We start from the raw sequence: 16,567 nt of genomic DNA on the forward strand, positions 1-16,567 counted from the left end.
CCAGTACATCGCCCCGGCCACGCCCGCCGGCCGCTTCTACGATCCGTTCGAGGACGACGGCCCCGCGCCCGAATTCGCGCCGGAACCCGATTACGACGACGACGCGCCGATCGACGCCGGCGCGGCCCGCGACGCCGACGCGCCGCGCGACCACGCGCCCGCCGTCGAGATCCGCGAACGCCGCCCGCGCGAGCCGCGCCAGGCCGAGCGTTTCAAGGTCTTCGCCCCCTGCCCGCAGGGCCTGGAGGAAGCCCTGACCGCCGAAATGCAGGCCCTGGGCTACGACGACGCCGAAGCCGGCCGCGCCGGCTGCTCCTTCACCGCCGACTGGGCCGGCGTGCAGCGCGCCAACCTGTATTCGCGCCTGGCCACCCGCATCCTGGTGCAGGTCGCCCACGCCGAGATCTCGCACGAAGACGACATCCTCGACCTGGCCCGCGACACGCCCTGGGAACGCTGGTTCGGCGCCGAGCAGACGCTGCGCGTCGACACCTCGGCGATCAAGAGCCCGGTGCAGAGCCTGCAGTACTGCAACCTGCGCGCCAAGGACGGCATCTGCGACCGCCTGCGCGAGCTGGAAGGCGAACGCCCCAGCATCGACACGGTCCGCCCCGACGCGCGCGTGCACCTGTTCCTGACCGGCCACACCGCCACGCTGTACCTGGACACCTCGGGTGAATCGCTGTTCAAGCGCGGCTGGCGCCTGGACAAGGGCGACGCGCCGCTGCGCGAGAACCTGGCCGCCGGCATGCTGGCGCTGGCGGGCTGGGACCCGGCCGCGCCGCTGCTGGACCCGTTCTGCGGTTCGGGCACCATCCTGATCGAGGCCGCCTGGATCGCGCTGGGCGTGCCTCCCGGCATCTCGCGTCCGTTCGGCTTCGAGCGCCTGCGCGGCCACGACGCCTACCGCTGGCGCGACCTGAAGGACGACGCCCGCTTACGCATCCTGCCGCAGCTGGACGCGCCGCTGGTTGGCTACGACCTGGACCCGCAGGCGGTCGAATTCGCCCGCAACAACGCCGAGCGCGCCTGGCTCACCGCCGACTCCATCCGTTTCGAGGTGGGCGACGCCCGCGAAGTGCAGGCGCCGGCCGACCATGGCTGGATCGTCACCAACCCGCCCTACGGCGAGCGCATGGCGACCGAGCAGGACGCCGACCTGTGGCGCGACTGGGCCGCCTGCCTGAAGCGCAATTTCGCCGGCTGGCAGCTGCATATCATCACCAGCGACCTGACTTTGCCCAACCAGATGCGCCTCAAGCCCAAGCGCCGTGTGCCCCTGCACAACGGCGCCCTGGACTGCCGCCTGTTCGGCTTCGAACTGGTCGCCGCCGGCTACCGCGACGCCTGACGCCCTGCCACCCGCGCCCGGGGCGGTTCTCCCCCGGGCGCCTCCCTCTTTTCACCCTGCTTCCCCGCTGCCCGCGCGTTGTAAAAGCGCCGCAACATCGCGCCCGTATCTTTGCTTATGGTGCCCCGCAGCGCCGATTTGGGGCATCATCAGCACCAAGGTGTTGCCGATACGCACCAGGTGCTTGCACAGTTTCAGGGTTAACCCTATAATTCGGGTTATCCCTAGTAGCTAAACAACAGTGCAAGCCCGTGGAGGCTATTGTGATCAACCCGAACAACACCATCCGCCTGACCGACGAACTCGAGCGTCAACTGATGCTCCAGGCCATTGAAGAACAGTTCCGCCCGCACCCGATGCGTGCGTTGGCCGCGGGCCTGCGTAAGCTGGCCCACGGCGTCCGTGCCCTGGCTGGCAAGACGAGCGCCAAGAACGCGCACTCCGCCGCCTGAAGCAGGACCCAGGCCTTCGGGCCTGAACGATTTCCCCTTGGGGGCTGCATAGCCCCTTTTATAGACCCGCCCTTACCGGCGGGTTTTTTTTATGGTCGGCACCGGGAAAGCGTCAACCCAACGGGCGGCGGCTTTGTCGGATAATACCGGCCCATGACCGACGCCTCCCTCGACCAGACCCCCAACCGGCTGCGCCGGTTCGCCTGCATGATGTACGAAGCCGTGCTGCTGTTCGGCGTGGTTTTCCTGGCGGGCTACCTGATGGACACCCTGACCCAGAGCCGCAACGCGCTGGAACTGCGGCCGCTGCGCCAGGCCTGGCTGTTCGTGGCGATCGGCGCCTATTTCGTGCTGTGCTGGCGCCGCCGCGGCCAGACGCTGCCGATGAAGACCTGGAACATCCGCCTGGTCGACCGCGATGGCCAGACGCCGTCCACGCCCCGCCTGATCCTGCGTTACGTGCTGGCCTGGCCCCTGGTGCTGGCCGGCGCCGCCCTGGTGTGGGCCGGCGCCATCGCCACCGGCTGGCCGTCGATGGACATGTTCATCGTCGCCGCGCCCTTCGCGATCTTCCTCTGGTCATGGGTCGACCCGGACGGCCAGTTCCTGCACGACCGCCTGCTCGGCACCCGCCTGCGCAATGCGCCGCAGCGCAAGAAGGCGCGTTGAACCGGGCAGTGGCGCACGGCTGACCGCGCGCTGAACATACCTGCTTACAACTGGCAAAATCGTGCGGCGAATTTGGTGCAGGCTTTCAGAAAGTTGAAAGTCGCGCGCAAAGACAATGGGGCCCCTTTCATAGACGCTCCAATAACTAATCATGCGCGCACTCCTTTCCCGCCTGTCGCTGGCCGCCGCCAGCGCCCTCCTGTTCCTGCCGTTCGGCGCCTCGGCCCAGAACGCCGCCGCGCAACAGGAGATCGAAGCCGCGATGAAAGCGGCCTACGCGGCCGCCCAGGAAGGCCCGGCCGACGTGAAGCTGGGCGACCAGGCCGTGGTGCACCTGCCCGAATCGATGTTCTTCGTGCCGCGCATCCAGGCCGACCGCCTGATGGCCGCCTACGGCAACGGCAAGGACCCGTCGCTGCTGGGCGTGGTCATGCCCAAGGGCGACGATGACGACTGGGTCATCACCGTCAACTTCGACAAGGCCGGCTACATCAAGGACGACGACGCCAAGAACTGGAACGTCAACGAACTGCTGGACAGCCTGCGCGACGGCACCGAAGAGTCCAACGTCGAGCGCAAGAAGCGCGGCTTCCCCGAACTGGTCATGGACGGCTGGGTCGAGGCGCCCAAGTACGACAGCAACACCCAGCGCCTGGTCTGGTCGGTCGCCGTCAAGCACAAGGGCGAAGCGGCCAACGACAACCCCACAGTCAACTACAACACCTACGCGCTGGGCCGCGACGGCTACATCACGCTGGACCTGATCACGCAGAAGAACCTGGTGCCGAAGGACAAGACCGCGGTGCTGACCCTGCTGGACAACCTGAAGTACGTCGAGGGCAAGCGCTACGCCGACTTCAACTCGTCCACCGACAAGGTCGCCGAATACGGCCTGGCCGCGCTGGTCGCGGGCGTCGCCGCCAAGAAGCTGGGCCTGTTCGCCGTGATCGCCGCGTTCCTGGCCAAGTTCGCCAAGGTCGGCATCCTGGCCGCCGCGGCGCTGGGCGGCGGGCTGTGGAAGCGCTTTCGCGGCAAGAAGGCCGAACAGCAACAGCCCTGAGCGATGAAGCTGCTGCTACTGCTGTTCTCAGGGCTGAAATACCTGAAGTTCGGCAAGCTGTTCGCCACCGGCGGCACCATGCTGCTGTCGGTGGCGGTCTATGCCTTCGTCTTCGGCTGGCGCTACGCGGCCGGCTTCGTGCTGTTGCTGCTGGTGCATGAGCTGGGCCACTACGTGGCCGCGCGCCAGCGCGGCCTGGATGTGGGCGCGCCGGTCTTCATCCCGTTCGTCGGCGCCTGGATCCAGCTCAAGGACATGCCGCACGACGCCGACACCGAGGCCTACGTGGGCCTGGGCGGCCCGCTGGCGGGCACGGTGGCGTCGCTGGCCTGCTATTTCGCGGCGCGCAGCACCGGCAGCGACCTGCTGCTGGCGCTGTCCTACGCGGGCTTCTTCATCAACCTGTTCAACCTGATCCCGCTGTCGCCCTTCGACGGCGGCCGCATCACCGCGGTGCTGTCGCCGCGCATCTGGCTGGTGGGCGTGCCGGTGCTGGTGGCCCTGTTCTTTTGGCGTCCCAGCCCGATCCTGATCCTGGTGGCCGTGCTGGCCTTTCCCAACGTGCTGCGGGCCTTCAAGTACGACCCGTCGCTGCCCGAGAACCAGGCCTATTACGGCACCACGCTGGAAAGCAAGCTGACCTATACCTGCGCCTACCTGGGCCTGGTCTGCGTGCTGGCGATCATGGCGCACGACGTGCACGACATGCTGGGGCACCTGCGCGGCTGAACCTCCCCTGTTTGACGGCCGCCAGCGCCGAAGCGGGCGCGGCCGTCACAACAGCGTCACTTTTTTTTCATGTCACGGTCATCGCGGGATGGTTTCATTCCCAGGCATGACGACAGCCCCCATGGATAGCACCGTGAACGAAATCCGCCCCACGCACTGGCGCGCTCTCTGGATTTCCGACATTCACCTGGGCACCGCCGGGTGCAAGGCGGAGTTCCTGCTGGATTTCCTCGAGCACAACGATTCCGACACCCTGTACCTGGTCGGCGACATCGTCGACGGCTGGCAACTGCGCAAGCACTGGCACTGGCCGCGGGCCCACAACGACGTGATCCAGCGCATCCTGCGCAAGGCCCGCAACGGTACCCGGGTGGTGTTCATCCCCGGCAACCATGACGAATTCGCGCGCGAGTTCGCCGGCTACGCCTTCGGCGACATCGAGATCCTGGACGAAGACGTGCACGTCACCGCCAAGGGCCTGCGCCTGCTGGTGCTGCACGGCGACCAGTTCGACGGCGTGATCCAGCACAGCCGCTGGCTGGCGCACCTGGGCGATGGCCTCTATCAGCTGGCGCTGTGGATCAACCACCATTTCAACCGCCTGCGCCACCGCATGGGGCTGCATTACTGGTCGCTGTCGCAGTACCTCAAGCACAAGGTCAAGAACGCGGTGTCGTTCATCACCGACTTCGAGGAAGCGCTGGCCGGCGAGGCTCGCCGCCGCGGCCTGGACGGGGTGGTCTGCGGCCACATCCACAAGGCCGAGCTGCGCGACGTCGGCGGCATCCTGTACTGCAACGACGGCGACTGGGTGGAAAGCCTGTCGGCCCTGGCCGAGACCCATGACGGCCAGCTGCAGTTGCTGGACTGGGCCGCGATCCAGGCCGAGCGCCAGGCCGACCCGGCGCAGCGCAAACCCCGCTCGCTGTCCCTGCCGGCGCTGCCGTCGGCGCTACGCCGCCAGGGCAAACACCCGTGATAACCCTTATACGTCCCCGTTACGCAACGGGGATATTGCAGTTCACGGCCCTCTAGGTCATGCTTGCAATTGGGGCAACGGGCAAAAACTGACCCGTTCACGCTGCAACATGCTTACAACATAGGGCCATGAACGACCAATATCAGGTGCTCTACCAAACATTCCGCTGGCTGGTTCCCACCCAGTTCAACATAGCGGAAGCGTGCTGCCACCGCTGGGCATCCAGTAGTCCGGATGCGCGGCGCATCGCCATCTACTACGAAGATGAAGCCGGCAACCGCGAGGTCTGGACCTATGCGCGGCTGGCCGAGGCCGCCAATCAGCTGGCCAATGGCCTGGTGAAGATGGGCGTGGGCCGGGGCGACCGGGTCGGTGTGGTTTTGGGGCAACGCCCGGAGACCGTGGTCGCCCACATGGCCATCTACAGCGTGGGCGCGGTGGTGTTGCCGCTGTCGGCGCTGTTCGGCCCCGAAGCCCTGCAGAGCCGCCTGTGCGATTCGGAAACCCGCGTCGCCATCGTCGATCATGCCTCCAGCGCCAACCTGCTGGCCGTCAGCGACCACTGCCCCAACCTGCAACAGATCATCGGCATCGGCTTCGCCGACGAGCGCGTCCTGCCCTGGCGCAGCCTGCTGGCGCGCCAACCCAGCGAATTCAAGCCGGTGCCGACGCGTTCGTCGGACCCCGCCATCCTGCTCTATACCTCCGGCACCACCGGCGCGCCCAAGGGCGCCCTGCTGCCGCACAGCGCGCTGATCGGCAACCTGCCGGGCTTCGTGGCCTCGCAGGACTGGTTCCCGCGGCCCGCCGACGTGTTCTGGTCGCCCGCCGACTGGGCCTGGACCGGCGGCATGATGGACGCGCTGCTGCCGACGCTGTATTTCGGCCACCCCATCGTCGGCACCCGCGGCCGCTTCTCGGTCGAGCGCGCCTTCGAGCTGATGGAGCGTTACCAGGTCACCAACACCTTCCTGTTCCCGACCGCGCTGAAGATGATGATGAAGGCCGTGCCCGAGCCTCGCAATCAGTACCAGCTGGCCCTGCGGTCGATCATGAGCGCCGGCGAAAGCGTCGGCGAGACCGTCTTCGAATGGTGCCGCTCGGCGCTGGGCGTGACGCCCAACGAGATGTTCGGCCAGACCGAGATGAACTACGTGGTCGGCAACAGCCAGAAGCGCTGGCCGGCCAAGGCGGGCAGCATGGGCCGGCCCTACCCCGGCCATCGCGTGGCGGTGCTGGACGACGCCGGCCAGCCGGTGGCGGCCGGAGAAACCGGCGAGATAGCCGTGAATCGCTATGACATCCACGGATTTCCCGACCCGATCCTGTTCCTGGGCTACTGGCGCAACGACGCCGCCACCCAGACCAAGTTCAAGGGCGACTGGTGCCTGACGGGCGACCTGGCCCGGATCGACGCCGACGGCTACCTCTGGTACGCCGGCCGCGCCGACGACGTATTCAAGTCGTCGGGCTACCGCATCGGCCCCGGCGAGATCGAAAGCTGCCTGATCGGACACCCGGCCGTGGCCAATGCCGCGGTGGTGCCCAAGCCGGACGCCGAGCGCGGCGCGGTGGTCAAGGCGTATGTCGTGCTGACGCCCGAATTCGCCCAGCGCGACCGCAGCGACATCATCGAGAACCTGCAGGAACACGTGCGCGAGCGCCTGGCGCCCTATGAGTACCCGAAGGAAATCGAATTCGTCGACGAATTGCCCATGACCACCACCGGTAAAATCCAGCGTCGCATCCTGCGCCAGCGCGAAGAAGAACGCGCCCAGGCGTCCAGGCCCCAATGACGCGGGCGGGTCCGCAGAGACCCGCCGCCGTACCCGGAGACAGGGCATGCCCATTTACCAGCTCGACGACCTCATTCCCCGCATCGATCCCGCCGCCTACGTGGCCGACAGCGCCGACATCATCGGCAACGTCACGCTGGAGGCCGGCGTCAGCATCTGGTCGCACGTCTCGATCCGCGGCGACAACGACGCCATCCTGATTCGCCACGGCTCCAATATCCAGGAAGGCAGCGTGCTGCACGTGGATACCGGCTGTCCCATGACCATCGGCCCGAACGTCACCGTGGGCCACCAGGCCATGCTGCATGGCTGCACCATCCACGAAGGCGCGCTGGTGGGCATGCAGGCGATCGTGCTGAACAACGCCGTGATCGGCCGCAACTGCCTGATCGGCGCTGGCGCCATCATCCCGGAAGACCGGGTGATTCCGGACAATTCCCTGGTCATCGGCATCGGCAAGATCGTGCGCGAGCTGTCGGCCGAGGAAATCGCCAATCTGCACAAGAACACCGCCCATTACGTGGCGCGCGGCCAACACTACAAGACGGCCCTGAAACGGCTGGCCTGAGCCTGCCGCCGGGGACACCCCGGCAACCGCCTACACCCCTGCCGCCGGCAGGGGGAATCGGCCGCCCGATCGGCTAACATTCCGCCATGACCGATCAGCTCAAGAAATACCTCCTCGAAGACCGCAGCGTCCGCGTCCAAGCGGTGCGCCTCACGGATACCTGGAAGGCCGTCCAGGCCAACCACGACTACCCGCCCGCCATCACCCACCTGCTGGGCGAACTGGTGGCGGCCTCCACCCTGCTGGCCGCCAACATCAAGTTCGACGGCTCGCTGGTGCTGCAGATCCAGGGCGACGGCCCGATCGCCCTGCTGGTGGTGGAATGCCGTTCCGACCTCAGCCTGCGCGCCACCGTCAAGGTGCGCGAGGGCCACGACGTGCCGGCCGATGGCGACATGCAGAGCCTGCTGAACCCCGGCGGCAACGGCCGTTTCATCGTGGTACTGGATCCCCAGCACAAGGTGCCCGGCCAGCAGGCCTACCAGGGCATCGTGCCGCTGGAAGGCGAAACCGTCGCCGAGGCCCTGCAGCACTACATGAAGGCCTCCGAACAGCTCGACACCCGCCTGTGGCTGGGCGCCGACGCCGACCATGCCGCCGGCATGCTGATCCAGCGCCTGCCCCACCACGGCGGCTCGGATGCGACGACGCTCAGTGAGCAGGCCGCCACCGAGACCTGGGACCGCGCCACGGCGCTGGCCACCACGCTCAAGCGCGATGAACTGCTGACCACCGAGATCGACACCCTGATCCACCGCCTGTTCTGGGAAGAAACGCTGGTGGCGTTCGATCCGCTGCCGGTGCGCTGGCACTGTCCGTGCACCCGCGAGCGCGTGGCCAACATGCTGCGCTCGCTGGGCCAGGTCGAGGTCGACGACATCCTGGCCGAACGCGGCCAAGTCGACGTGGCCTGCGACTTCTGCGGCAAGCCCTACGTCTTCGACGCGGTCGATTGCGCCGCGCTGTTCACCGCCAGCCAGCCGGCCAACGACGACGCGCCGCCTACCGTCCATTGAACCCGCGCCGGGGGCCCGCCCCTCGGCTTGTACGAATCGACAGGCGGTCATGCCCGCGCCAGACTGGCCGGCCATGACCGCCTTTTTTGTCGCCTCGCGCTTTTCCGCCACGCGCCCGTCCCAGCGCGGCGCCGCCGCCCTCGAATTCACCCTGGCCGCCGTCCTGGTGCTGCTGCTGGCGCTGGGCACGGTCGAGGCCGTCCGCTGGCAGCTGACCCGCCAGATCGTCCACCTGGCCCTGTTGCAGGCGGCCCGCGCTGGCGCCACCGCCCACGCCGATCCGGTCCGCATCCGCGCGGCGTTCCAGCAGGCCCTGCTGCCGCTGCACGCAGGCGGCGGCGGCCAAGCCGGCGCCCGCCGCCGCCAGGCCAACGCCCAGGCGCGCATCGCCGCGCGGGTGGGCGCGCCCGCCTGGCGCATCGAGATCCTGCGGCCCGACGCCCAGGCCTTCCGCGATCATGCGCGGCCGGGGCTGCGCACCGACGCGCCCGCCGGCCTGCCGGCCATCGACAACGCCTACCAGGCGCTGCAATACGCGCGCCGGCCCGATCTGCCGGACAGCCGCAGCATCTTCCTGGCCAATACGCTCAGGCTGCGGCTGACCTATCTGTACCGTCCCCTGTTGCCGCCGCTGCGCGCGCTGCTGGCGGGGCTGGCCGGCGCCGACGGCAGCTACGCGAACGCAGCCAGGGCGAGCGGCCTGGCGCCGATCGGCATGGAACTCGACATGGAAATGCACAGCCATCCCGTGGACTGGCGCGGCGGCCAACCGTATCCGCCCGGCATGGTGGCCGGGGCGTGCCGCGGCCTCCACTGCCCGTGAACGGACGAGGTGGCGCGGACATCAGCGCTGGAATATGACGGGACCGTTGGCGGGTCCGGGCATGGCCCGGACGCGTGGCGATCAGCGTTGGGGCGTGGCGGCGCCGTTGGCGGGCCGGGCATTGGCCGGCCGCGTGGCGGAAGTCGCGGCCGGAGCCGGCCTGGCGGGCGTGGCCGGCGCGCTGGCGCGCACCGGGGTGGCCGGACGGGTGGCGGCCTCGGTGGCCAGCGATGCGCCGCCCGCGGGCGGCTGGGTGTTCTGCGGCAGGATGTGCACGAAGACTTCGCCGTCGCGCATCATGCCCAGTTCGCCGCGGGCCCGTTCCTCGATGGCGCCGGAGCCGTTTTCCAGGTCGCGGACTTCGGCTTCCAGGGCCGCGTTGCGCGCGCGCAGGCCTTCGTTGGTCTCGCGCTGCGCCGCCACCTGGCGTTGCAGGTCCCAGACCTTGAACCAGCCACCCTTACCCAGCCAGAGCGGGTATTGGATCAGCCCTACCAGCACGAACAGCACCAGGAACAACAGGCGCATACGCAGGAACCCTCAGCAGTCGTGGCGCGAAGAAGGCCGCGGCGCGCGCCGCGGCCCGCTTACATTAACGCAAGTTGTAGAAGGCTTCCAGACCGGGGTACGACGCGACTTCGGCCAGCTCTTCCTCGATGCGCAGCAGCTGGTTGTACTTGGCCATGCGATCCGAACGCGACAGCGAGCCGGTCTTGATCTGCATGGCGTTGGTGGCCACGGCGATGTCGGCGATGGTCGAATCCTCGGTTTCGCCCGAACGGTGCGAGACGACGGCGGTGTAGCCGGCGCGCTTGGCCATTTCGATGGCGGCGAAGGTTTCGGTCAGGGTGCCGATCTGGTTGATCTTGATGAGGATCGAGTTGGCGACGCCCTTCTGGATGCCTTCGCGCAGGATCTTGGTGTTGGTGACGAACAGGTCGTCGCCCACCAGCTGCACCTTCTTGCCGAGCTGGTCGGTCAGCAGCTTCCAGCCTTCCCAGTCGTTTTCGGCCATGCCGTCTTCGATCGAGATGATCGGGTACTTGTCGCACCAGGTGGCCAGCAGATTGGTGAATTCCTGCGAGGACAGCGAGATGCCGCCTTCGCCGGCCAGGGTGTACTTGCCGTCGCGGTAGAACTCGGAGCTGGCGCAGTCCAGGCCCAGGGCGATCTGCGTGCCCGGCTCGTAGCCGGCTTCGGTGATGGCCTTCAGGATCAGCTGGATCGCGGCTTCGTGGCTGGGGACGTTGGGGGCGAAACCGCCTTCGTCGCCCACCGCGGTGGACATGCCCTGGCCGTGGATCAGCTTCTTGAGCATGTGGAAGACTTCGGCGCCCCAGCGCAGGGCTTCACGGAAGCTGCCCGCGCCCACCGGCAGGATCATCAGTTCCTGCAGGTCGAGGGTGTTGTTGGCGTGCGCGCCGCCGTTGATGACGTTCATCATCGGCACGGGCATGCTCATGGGGCCGCTGCCGCCGAAGTAGCGGTACAGCGACAGGCCGGATTCGTCGGCGGCGGCGCGGGCCACGGCCATCGAGGCGGCCAGGATGGCGTTGGCGCCCAGGCGTTCCTTGGACTCGGTGCCGTCCAGCTCGATCAGGGTGCGATCGACGAAGGTCTGCTCCTGGGCGTCCAGGCCCATCAGGGCTTCCGAGATCTCGGTATTGAGGTTCTCGACGGCGCGCAGCACGCCCTTGCCGAGGTAGCGGCCCTTGTCGCCGTCGCGCAGCTCGATGGCTTCGCGGGCGCCGGTGGACGCGCCCGACGGCACGGCCGCGCGGCCCATGGCGCCGGACTCCAGCAACACGTCACATTCGACGGTCGGGTTGCCGCGCGAATCCAGAATCTCGCGGCCGATGATATCGACGATTGCACTCATGACTTTACATTCCCTGAACGATAAACATATTCATCACGGCCGCGCCTTCGCGGGCATTGCGGGCGCGTCGGTACTGCCAGGAGTCGTAGAAGGCCTGGGCCGCGGCCAGGGAGGGAAACTCCATGACGACGGTGCGGCCGGGCTCACGCCCCTCGAGGTGCCGGGATTCGCCGCCGCGCACCAGGATCTTGGCATCGTACGCGCGCATGGCGAGCGTGGACAGACGCTTGTAATCCTCGTACTGCGCGGGCTTGGTCACTGTGACGTCGGCGATGAGGTAGGCACTCATGGGGTTCCTTCAGAGCAGTTGCGTTGATGGGGTCGCGGCGCCGGACCGCATGACTCGGGCAGTGTCTCGCAACACGGCCAGGCCGTGCCTGTCCGATGCTAAGTGGTTGTATCCGAAAGCAGCGCCGTGGCCCGGGGCCACGGCGCATTGTCCGCCAGGAGCGAAGGCGGGAACAAGACCGGCGGCCCGGGCGGCGCAAAAGCGCGGCTCGGTGCCGCCGACCCCCATTACGCCCCCTGGCCGCGGCGAGCCTTCTGCTCGATGGCGGCGCGGATGTAGCTGGAGAACAGCGGATGGCCGTCACGCGGGGTGGACGTGAACTCCGGGTGGAACTGGACGCCGACGAACCAGGGGTGGTCGGGCAGTTCCATCATTTCCGGCAGGTTCTCGGTCGGCGTGCGCGCGCTGATCACCATGCCAGCCTCTTCCAGGCGCGGCACGTAGACGTTGTTGACTTCGTAGCGGTGGCGATGGCGCTCGTTGACTTCGTCGCCGTAGATCGACTGGGCGCGGGTGCCGGACTTGATCGGCACGCGCTGCGCGCCCTTGCGCATGGTGCCGCCCAGGTCGGACGAGTTGTCGCGCTTCTCGACCTTGCCTTCGCGGTCCATCCATTCGGTGATCAGGGCCACCACGGGATGCGGCGCCGACGGATCGAACTCGGTGCTGTTGGCGCCGCCCAGGCCGGCCACGTGGCGCGCGAATTCGATCACGGCCAGTTGCATGCCCAGGCAGATGCCCAGGTACGGCACGCCGTTTTCACGGGCGTAGCGGATCGCGGCGATCTTGCCCTCGGTGCCGCGCTTGCCGAAGCCGCCCGGAACCAGGATGGCGTCCAGGTGCTTGAGCTGCTCGGTGCCGCGCGTTTCGATGTCTTCGGAATCGATGTACTCGATATTGATCTTCGAGCGCGTGTGGATGCCGGCGTGCACCAGGGCTTCGGTCAGCGACTTGTACGACTCGGTCAGGTCGACGTACTTGCCGACCATGCCGATGGTCAGCTGGTGCTCGGGGTGTTCGAGCGCGTAGACCAGGTTGTCCCACATGGACAGGTCGGCCGGCGGCGGGGTCAGGCCCAGCGCTTCGCAGACGATGTTGTCCACGCCCTGCTTGTGCAGCATGGCCGGGATCTTGTAGATCGAGTCGGCGTCCCACACCGAGATGACGGCATCCAGGGGGACGTTGGAGAACATCGAGATCTTGGCGCGCTCGTCGTCCGGGATGGGACGGTCGGCGCGGCACAGCAGCGCGTTCGGGTAGATGCCGATTTCGCGCAGCTTCTGCACCGAGTGCTGGGTCGGCTTGGTCTTGAGCTCGCCGGCGGACGCGATGAACGGCACCAGCGTCAGGTGCACGAAGGCGGCGTTGTTGCGGCCCATGCGCAGGCTCATCTGACGCGCGGCTTCCAGGAAGGGCAGCGATTCGATGTCGCCCACGGTGCCGCCGATCTCGACGATGGCGACGTCGGTGTTGCCGTTCCAGGCGGCGTCAGCGCCACGGGCGATGAAGTCCTGGATCTCGTTGGTGATGTGCGGAATGACCTGGACGGTCTTGCCCAGGTAGTCGCCCCGGCGCTCCTTGCGCAGCACCGATTCGTAGATCTGCCCGGTGGTGAAGTTGTTCACCTTGTGCATGCGGGCTGAGACGAAACGCTCGTAGTGGCCCAGGTCCAGGTCGGTTTCCGCGCCGTCTTCCGTGACGAACACTTCACCGTGCTGGAACGGGCTCATGGTGCCCGGATCGACGTTGATGTAGGGGTCGAGCTTGAGCATGGTGACTTGCAGACCACGCGACTCGAGGATGGCGGCAAGCGACGCAGCGGCGATGCCCTTGCCCAGGGAAGACACCACTCCGCCGGTGACAAATACGTATTTGGTCATCGTAATAAGCGCCCGGGACGAGCGGGCGCGTGCGGGAAATTTGGATTATAGCCGGGAGGCGGAACTTGTCTGGGTTTTCCCCTAGCGGCCAGGCGTAACATTTGGCTGCACTCGCGCGCAAGACCGAAATGCCGTGACGGCGGCCATCATGCTATGGTCGTCCCCGATTTTCTCGTCCCGAGGCCCCTGCCGATGAACCTTCCGACCGCACACCCGAACGCGCTGGCCAGGCGCCTGACCACCGCCGCCGTCGGCCTGCAGCTGCTGGGCGCCATCCTGGTTCAGCTCTACCTGGTAAGCGCCGGACCGCTGGCCGCGCTGACGCGCGAGGCGTTTGCCCGGCCCGACATGGTGGCGAGCACGGTAGTGAACATCGTCGCCGGCTGCATCCTGGTCGGCCTGACCACCTGGGGCGCCACGCAGCGCTGGCTGCGCCGGCACAACGCGGGCGACGTCGACCGCCCGGGCCGGATGGTGGCCGTGCTGCTGGCGGTCTCGCTGGTGCTGTTCGTGCTGATCTCGACCGGGCTGGCGTTGCTGCAGCACGGTTTCTACACGCTCATCTTCAAGCACAAGGAATGGGTGAACCAGGCCTTCGGCTATTACGGCGCCCGCCGCATGCTCCTGATGGCCCTGCCGCCCAAGCTGTGCGCCATCCTGCTCACCATCCTGGGCAGCTGGCTGGCGGTGCGCATCGCGGCCTGGAGCGTCACGCCCGTCGCCGCCGCGCAGGCGCCGTCCCTGCAGCGGCGCCACGCCGCGTGGATCGCCGCGCTGACGCTGCTGCTGTGGCAATTGCATGTCGCGCTGGTGATCGGCCTGTACTTCATGACCTATGCGGGATCGGCCGGCATGCTGGAACACGCGATCGGCTACTGGATCGTGCCCGCGTTGCTGCTGGCGCTGGCTGCATGGGTCTGCCTGCGCAGCCTGCCGCCAGTGCTGGGCGTAGCCGGCATGGGCCGCGCCATCGCCCACGGCACCTTCGCCTTCTGGCTGACCCAGGTGCTGGGAATCGGCCTGGCGCTTTTGATCATCTGGTCAATGACCTGGAGCCAGCTGATGCGCACGGCCGCGTCGTACACGACCTCGGTGGTGTCGGTGCTGATCTACAGCGTGCTGCTGGCGCTGAGCTGCTACCTCGGCGCCCGGCTGCTCTACCACCGTCGCGGGACGCCGCCGGAGAGCGCGTCGGCCTGAGCGTGAGCGCCGCGCGATGGCGCGCATGCCATGAAAAAAGGCCCCTCGGGGCCTTTTTTCATGGTCGGAAACGACGATCAGATGGCCGCCGTGCGACGCTCCAGCCAGGCCAGGGCCTCGCCTTCCACCAGCGGCGACAGGCGCTCGAACACGGTCTTGTGATAGTCGTTGAGCCACGCGGTTTCGTCGGCACGCAACAGCGACGGCTCGATGCAGCGCGTGTCGATCGGGCACAGCGTCAGCGTCTCGAAGCACAGGAACTCGCCCAGCTCGGACGTCAGCCAGGCGCGGTTGGCCACCAGGTTCTCGATGCGCACGCCCCAGCGGCCCGGGCGGTAGATGCCCGGTTCGTTGGAGGTGATCATGCCCGGCTCCATCGCCGTGTGCGGGCCGGGAGCCGCGCGATAGGAGATGACCTGCGGGCCTTCGTGCACGTTCAGGAAATAGCCGACGCCGTGGCCGGTGCCGTGGCCGTATTCCGCGCCGCCTTCCCAGATCGGGGCGCGCGCGATGGCGTCCAGCATCGGCGACGGCGTGCCGCGCGGGAACGAGGCGCGCGACAGCGCGATCATGCCCTTGAGCACCAGCGTGAAGTCGACCTTCTGGTCGGCGCTGGGCGTGCCCACCGCGACCACGCGGGTGATGTCGGTGGTGCCGCCCAGGTACTGGCCGCCGGAGTCGATCAGCAGCAGGCCGTCGCCTTCGATGGTGGCGTGCGACTCGGCCGTGGCGCGGTAGTGCGGCATGGCGCCGTTGGCGTTGAAGCCGGCGATGGTGGCGAAGGTGGGGCAGACGTAGTCCGGGCGGCGCGCGCGGGCGGCGGTGATCTGCTCGTCGATGGTCAGCTCGGTGATGCGCTCGTTGCCCAGCGCGCCTTCGAACCAGGCGAAGAACTCGCACAGGGCGGCGCCATCCTGCGCCATCGCGTGGCGCACGTTGGCCAGTTCGGCGTCGGTCTTGCGCGACTTGATCAGGGTGGACGGGTTGATCGCCTCGACGCGCGGCACGGCCGGATCCATCGCGTGGAACACGCCGCAGGTGACGCGGGCCGGATCGATCAGCAGCTTCTGGTCCAGTTCGAGCGAGGCCAGCGCGTCGGCGGCCTGGGCGTAATCGGCCACCTCGACGCCATCGGCGGCCAGCGTGTCGCGCAGGGCGGCGTCGATCTTGCCGTCGGCCACGAACAGGGTGGCGTGGTCCGGGCCGATCAGCGCATGGCCGACGAACACCGGGTTGTAGTCGACGTCGGCGCCGCGCAGGTTGAAGAGCCAGGCGATGTCGTCGAGCGTGCTGACGAAATGCACGTCGGCGCCGTGGGCGCGCATGGCGGCGCGCACCTGGGCCAGCTTGTCGGCGCGCGCGACACAGGCCTGCGGCGCCACGTGTTCGTAGATCGCGGCCTGCGGCAGGCCGGCGCGGTCGGTCCAGATATCGTCCAGCAGGTCGGCGCGGATCTCCAGCGTGGCGCCGGACGTGGCGGCGGCCACCGACAGCGCGCGGAACGCGGCCAGGCCCAGCACCTGTCCATCGACGCTGATGACGTCGCCGGCGCGGGTGTTGGCGGCCAGCCAGTCCACATGGCCCGGCGTGGTGGCGACGGCGATCTTCATCAGCTGCACGCCGGTGCCGGCCAGTTGCGCCTCGGCCTGCACCCAGTAGCGGCTGTCGACCCACAGGCCGGCGAAATCAGCGGTCACCACCAGCGTGCCCACCGAACCCGTGAAGCCCGACAGCCAGCGCCGGCCCTGCCAGCGCGCCGGCAGGTACTCGGACAGGTGCGGATCCGAGGACGGCACGATATAGGCGGACAGGCCGCGGCGGCGCATGGCCTGCCGCAGTTGGGCAATACGGGTGTCGGTGCTGGACATGGGTTTCC

At 67.9% G+C, this 16,567-nt stretch carries 16 protein-coding genes; 11 read left to right on the top strand and 5 right to left on the bottom strand.

Features of this window, described 5'->3' with window-relative positions:
* The first annotated feature begins 7 nt into the window (after positions 1 to 7).
* The 10 genes from H0523_RS19580 (at position 8) to H0523_RS19625 (ending at position 9,443) form a co-directional block, all read left to right on the top strand.
* Entirely contained in the window at positions 8 to 1,351 is a 1,344-nt protein-coding gene (locus H0523_RS19580) for a THUMP domain-containing class I SAM-dependent RNA methyltransferase (protein WP_257225160.1), read from the top strand.
* 263 nt (positions 1,352 to 1,614) lie between these two features.
* Positions 1,615 to 1,803 carry a hypothetical protein gene (locus H0523_RS19585; protein WP_006393542.1) on the top strand — a complete coding sequence of 63 codons (189 nt, stop codon included), beginning with the start codon at positions 1,615 to 1,617 and terminating at the stop codon, positions 1,801 to 1,803.
* Between the two features lie 153 nt (positions 1,804 to 1,956).
* Positions 1,957 to 2,472 (top strand): RDD family protein, encoded by a 516-nt coding sequence (locus tag H0523_RS19590; protein WP_054429540.1) that lies wholly within the window; start codon positions 1,957 to 1,959, stop codon positions 2,470 to 2,472.
* Between the two features lie 151 nt (positions 2,473 to 2,623).
* Positions 2,624 to 3,532, top strand: coding sequence for a DUF2167 domain-containing protein (locus H0523_RS19595; RefSeq protein ID WP_054429541.1), 909 nt, complete (start codon positions 2,624 to 2,626; stop codon positions 3,530 to 3,532).
* A gap of 3 nt (positions 3,533 to 3,535) precedes the next feature.
* Positions 3,536 to 4,261 (top strand): site-2 protease family protein, encoded by a 726-nt coding sequence (locus H0523_RS19600; RefSeq protein ID WP_054429542.1) that lies wholly within the window; start codon positions 3,536 to 3,538, stop codon positions 4,259 to 4,261.
* 106 nt (positions 4,262 to 4,367) lie between these two features.
* On the top strand, positions 4,368 to 5,240 hold the full coding sequence (locus H0523_RS19605) for a UDP-2,3-diacylglucosamine diphosphatase (protein WP_116522752.1): 873 nt from the start codon (positions 4,368 to 4,370) through the stop codon (positions 5,238 to 5,240).
* 128 nt (positions 5,241 to 5,368) lie between these two features.
* Positions 5,369 to 7,036 (top strand): acetate--CoA ligase, encoded by a 1,668-nt coding sequence (locus H0523_RS19610; protein WP_054429543.1) that lies wholly within the window; start codon positions 5,369 to 5,371, stop codon positions 7,034 to 7,036.
* Between the two features lie 46 nt (positions 7,037 to 7,082).
* Positions 7,083 to 7,604 carry a gamma carbonic anhydrase family protein gene (locus tag H0523_RS19615; RefSeq protein ID WP_054429544.1) on the top strand — a complete coding sequence of 174 codons (522 nt, stop codon included), beginning with the start codon at positions 7,083 to 7,085 and terminating at the stop codon, positions 7,602 to 7,604.
* Between the two features lie 86 nt (positions 7,605 to 7,690).
* Positions 7,691 to 8,620, top strand: coding sequence for an Hsp33 family molecular chaperone HslO (hslO, locus tag H0523_RS19620; RefSeq protein ID WP_054429545.1), 930 nt, complete (start codon positions 7,691 to 7,693; stop codon positions 8,618 to 8,620).
* Between the two features lie 73 nt (positions 8,621 to 8,693).
* Positions 8,694 to 9,443: a TadE/TadG family type IV pilus assembly protein gene (locus H0523_RS19625; RefSeq protein WP_054429699.1), complete on the top strand. Its 750-nt coding sequence runs from the start codon at positions 8,694 to 8,696 to the stop codon at positions 9,441 to 9,443.
* A gap of 81 nt (positions 9,444 to 9,524) precedes the next feature.
* On the opposite strand, the gene ftsB is transcribed toward H0523_RS19625, so the two are convergent.
* From ftsB to pyrG, 4 genes are all read right to left on the bottom strand, one after another.
* Entirely contained in the window at positions 9,525 to 9,971 is a 447-nt protein-coding gene (gene ftsB / locus H0523_RS19630; protein WP_006393535.1) for a cell division protein FtsB, read from the bottom strand.
* A 64-nt stretch (positions 9,972 to 10,035) separates the two neighbouring features.
* The gene (gene eno / locus H0523_RS19635; protein WP_054429546.1) at positions 10,036 to 11,322 is read right to left on the bottom strand and encodes a phosphopyruvate hydratase; all 1,287 of its coding nucleotides are present in this window, start codon (positions 11,320 to 11,322) and stop codon (positions 10,036 to 10,038) included.
* A 4-nt stretch (positions 11,323 to 11,326) separates the two neighbouring features.
* Positions 11,327 to 11,611, bottom strand: coding sequence for a DUF1330 domain-containing protein (locus tag H0523_RS19640; protein ID WP_054429547.1), 285 nt, complete (start codon positions 11,609 to 11,611; stop codon positions 11,327 to 11,329).
* A gap of 227 nt (positions 11,612 to 11,838) precedes the next feature.
* Positions 11,839 to 13,491, bottom strand: a complete 1,653-nt coding sequence (pyrG, locus tag H0523_RS19645; RefSeq protein ID WP_054429548.1) for a CTP synthase — start codon at positions 13,489 to 13,491, stop codon at positions 11,839 to 11,841.
* Positions 13,492 to 13,683: 192 nt separating this feature from the next.
* On the opposite strand from pyrG, the gene H0523_RS19650 reads away from it, so the two are divergent.
* Entirely contained in the window at positions 13,684 to 14,691 is a 1,008-nt protein-coding gene (locus H0523_RS19650; RefSeq protein ID WP_054429549.1) for a hypothetical protein, read from the top strand.
* Between the two features lie 77 nt (positions 14,692 to 14,768).
* On the opposite strand, the gene H0523_RS19655 is transcribed toward H0523_RS19650, so the two are convergent.
* Positions 14,769 to 16,559 carry an aminopeptidase P family protein gene (locus tag H0523_RS19655; protein WP_054429550.1) on the bottom strand — a complete coding sequence of 597 codons (1,791 nt, stop codon included), beginning with the start codon at positions 16,557 to 16,559 and terminating at the stop codon, positions 14,769 to 14,771.
* Positions 16,560 to 16,567: the final 8 nt, after the last annotated feature.

The sequence above is a fragment of the Achromobacter insuavis genome (assembly GCF_902859645.1).
Classification (GTDB): Bacteria; Pseudomonadota; Gammaproteobacteria; order Burkholderiales; family Burkholderiaceae_B; genus Achromobacter; species Achromobacter insuavis.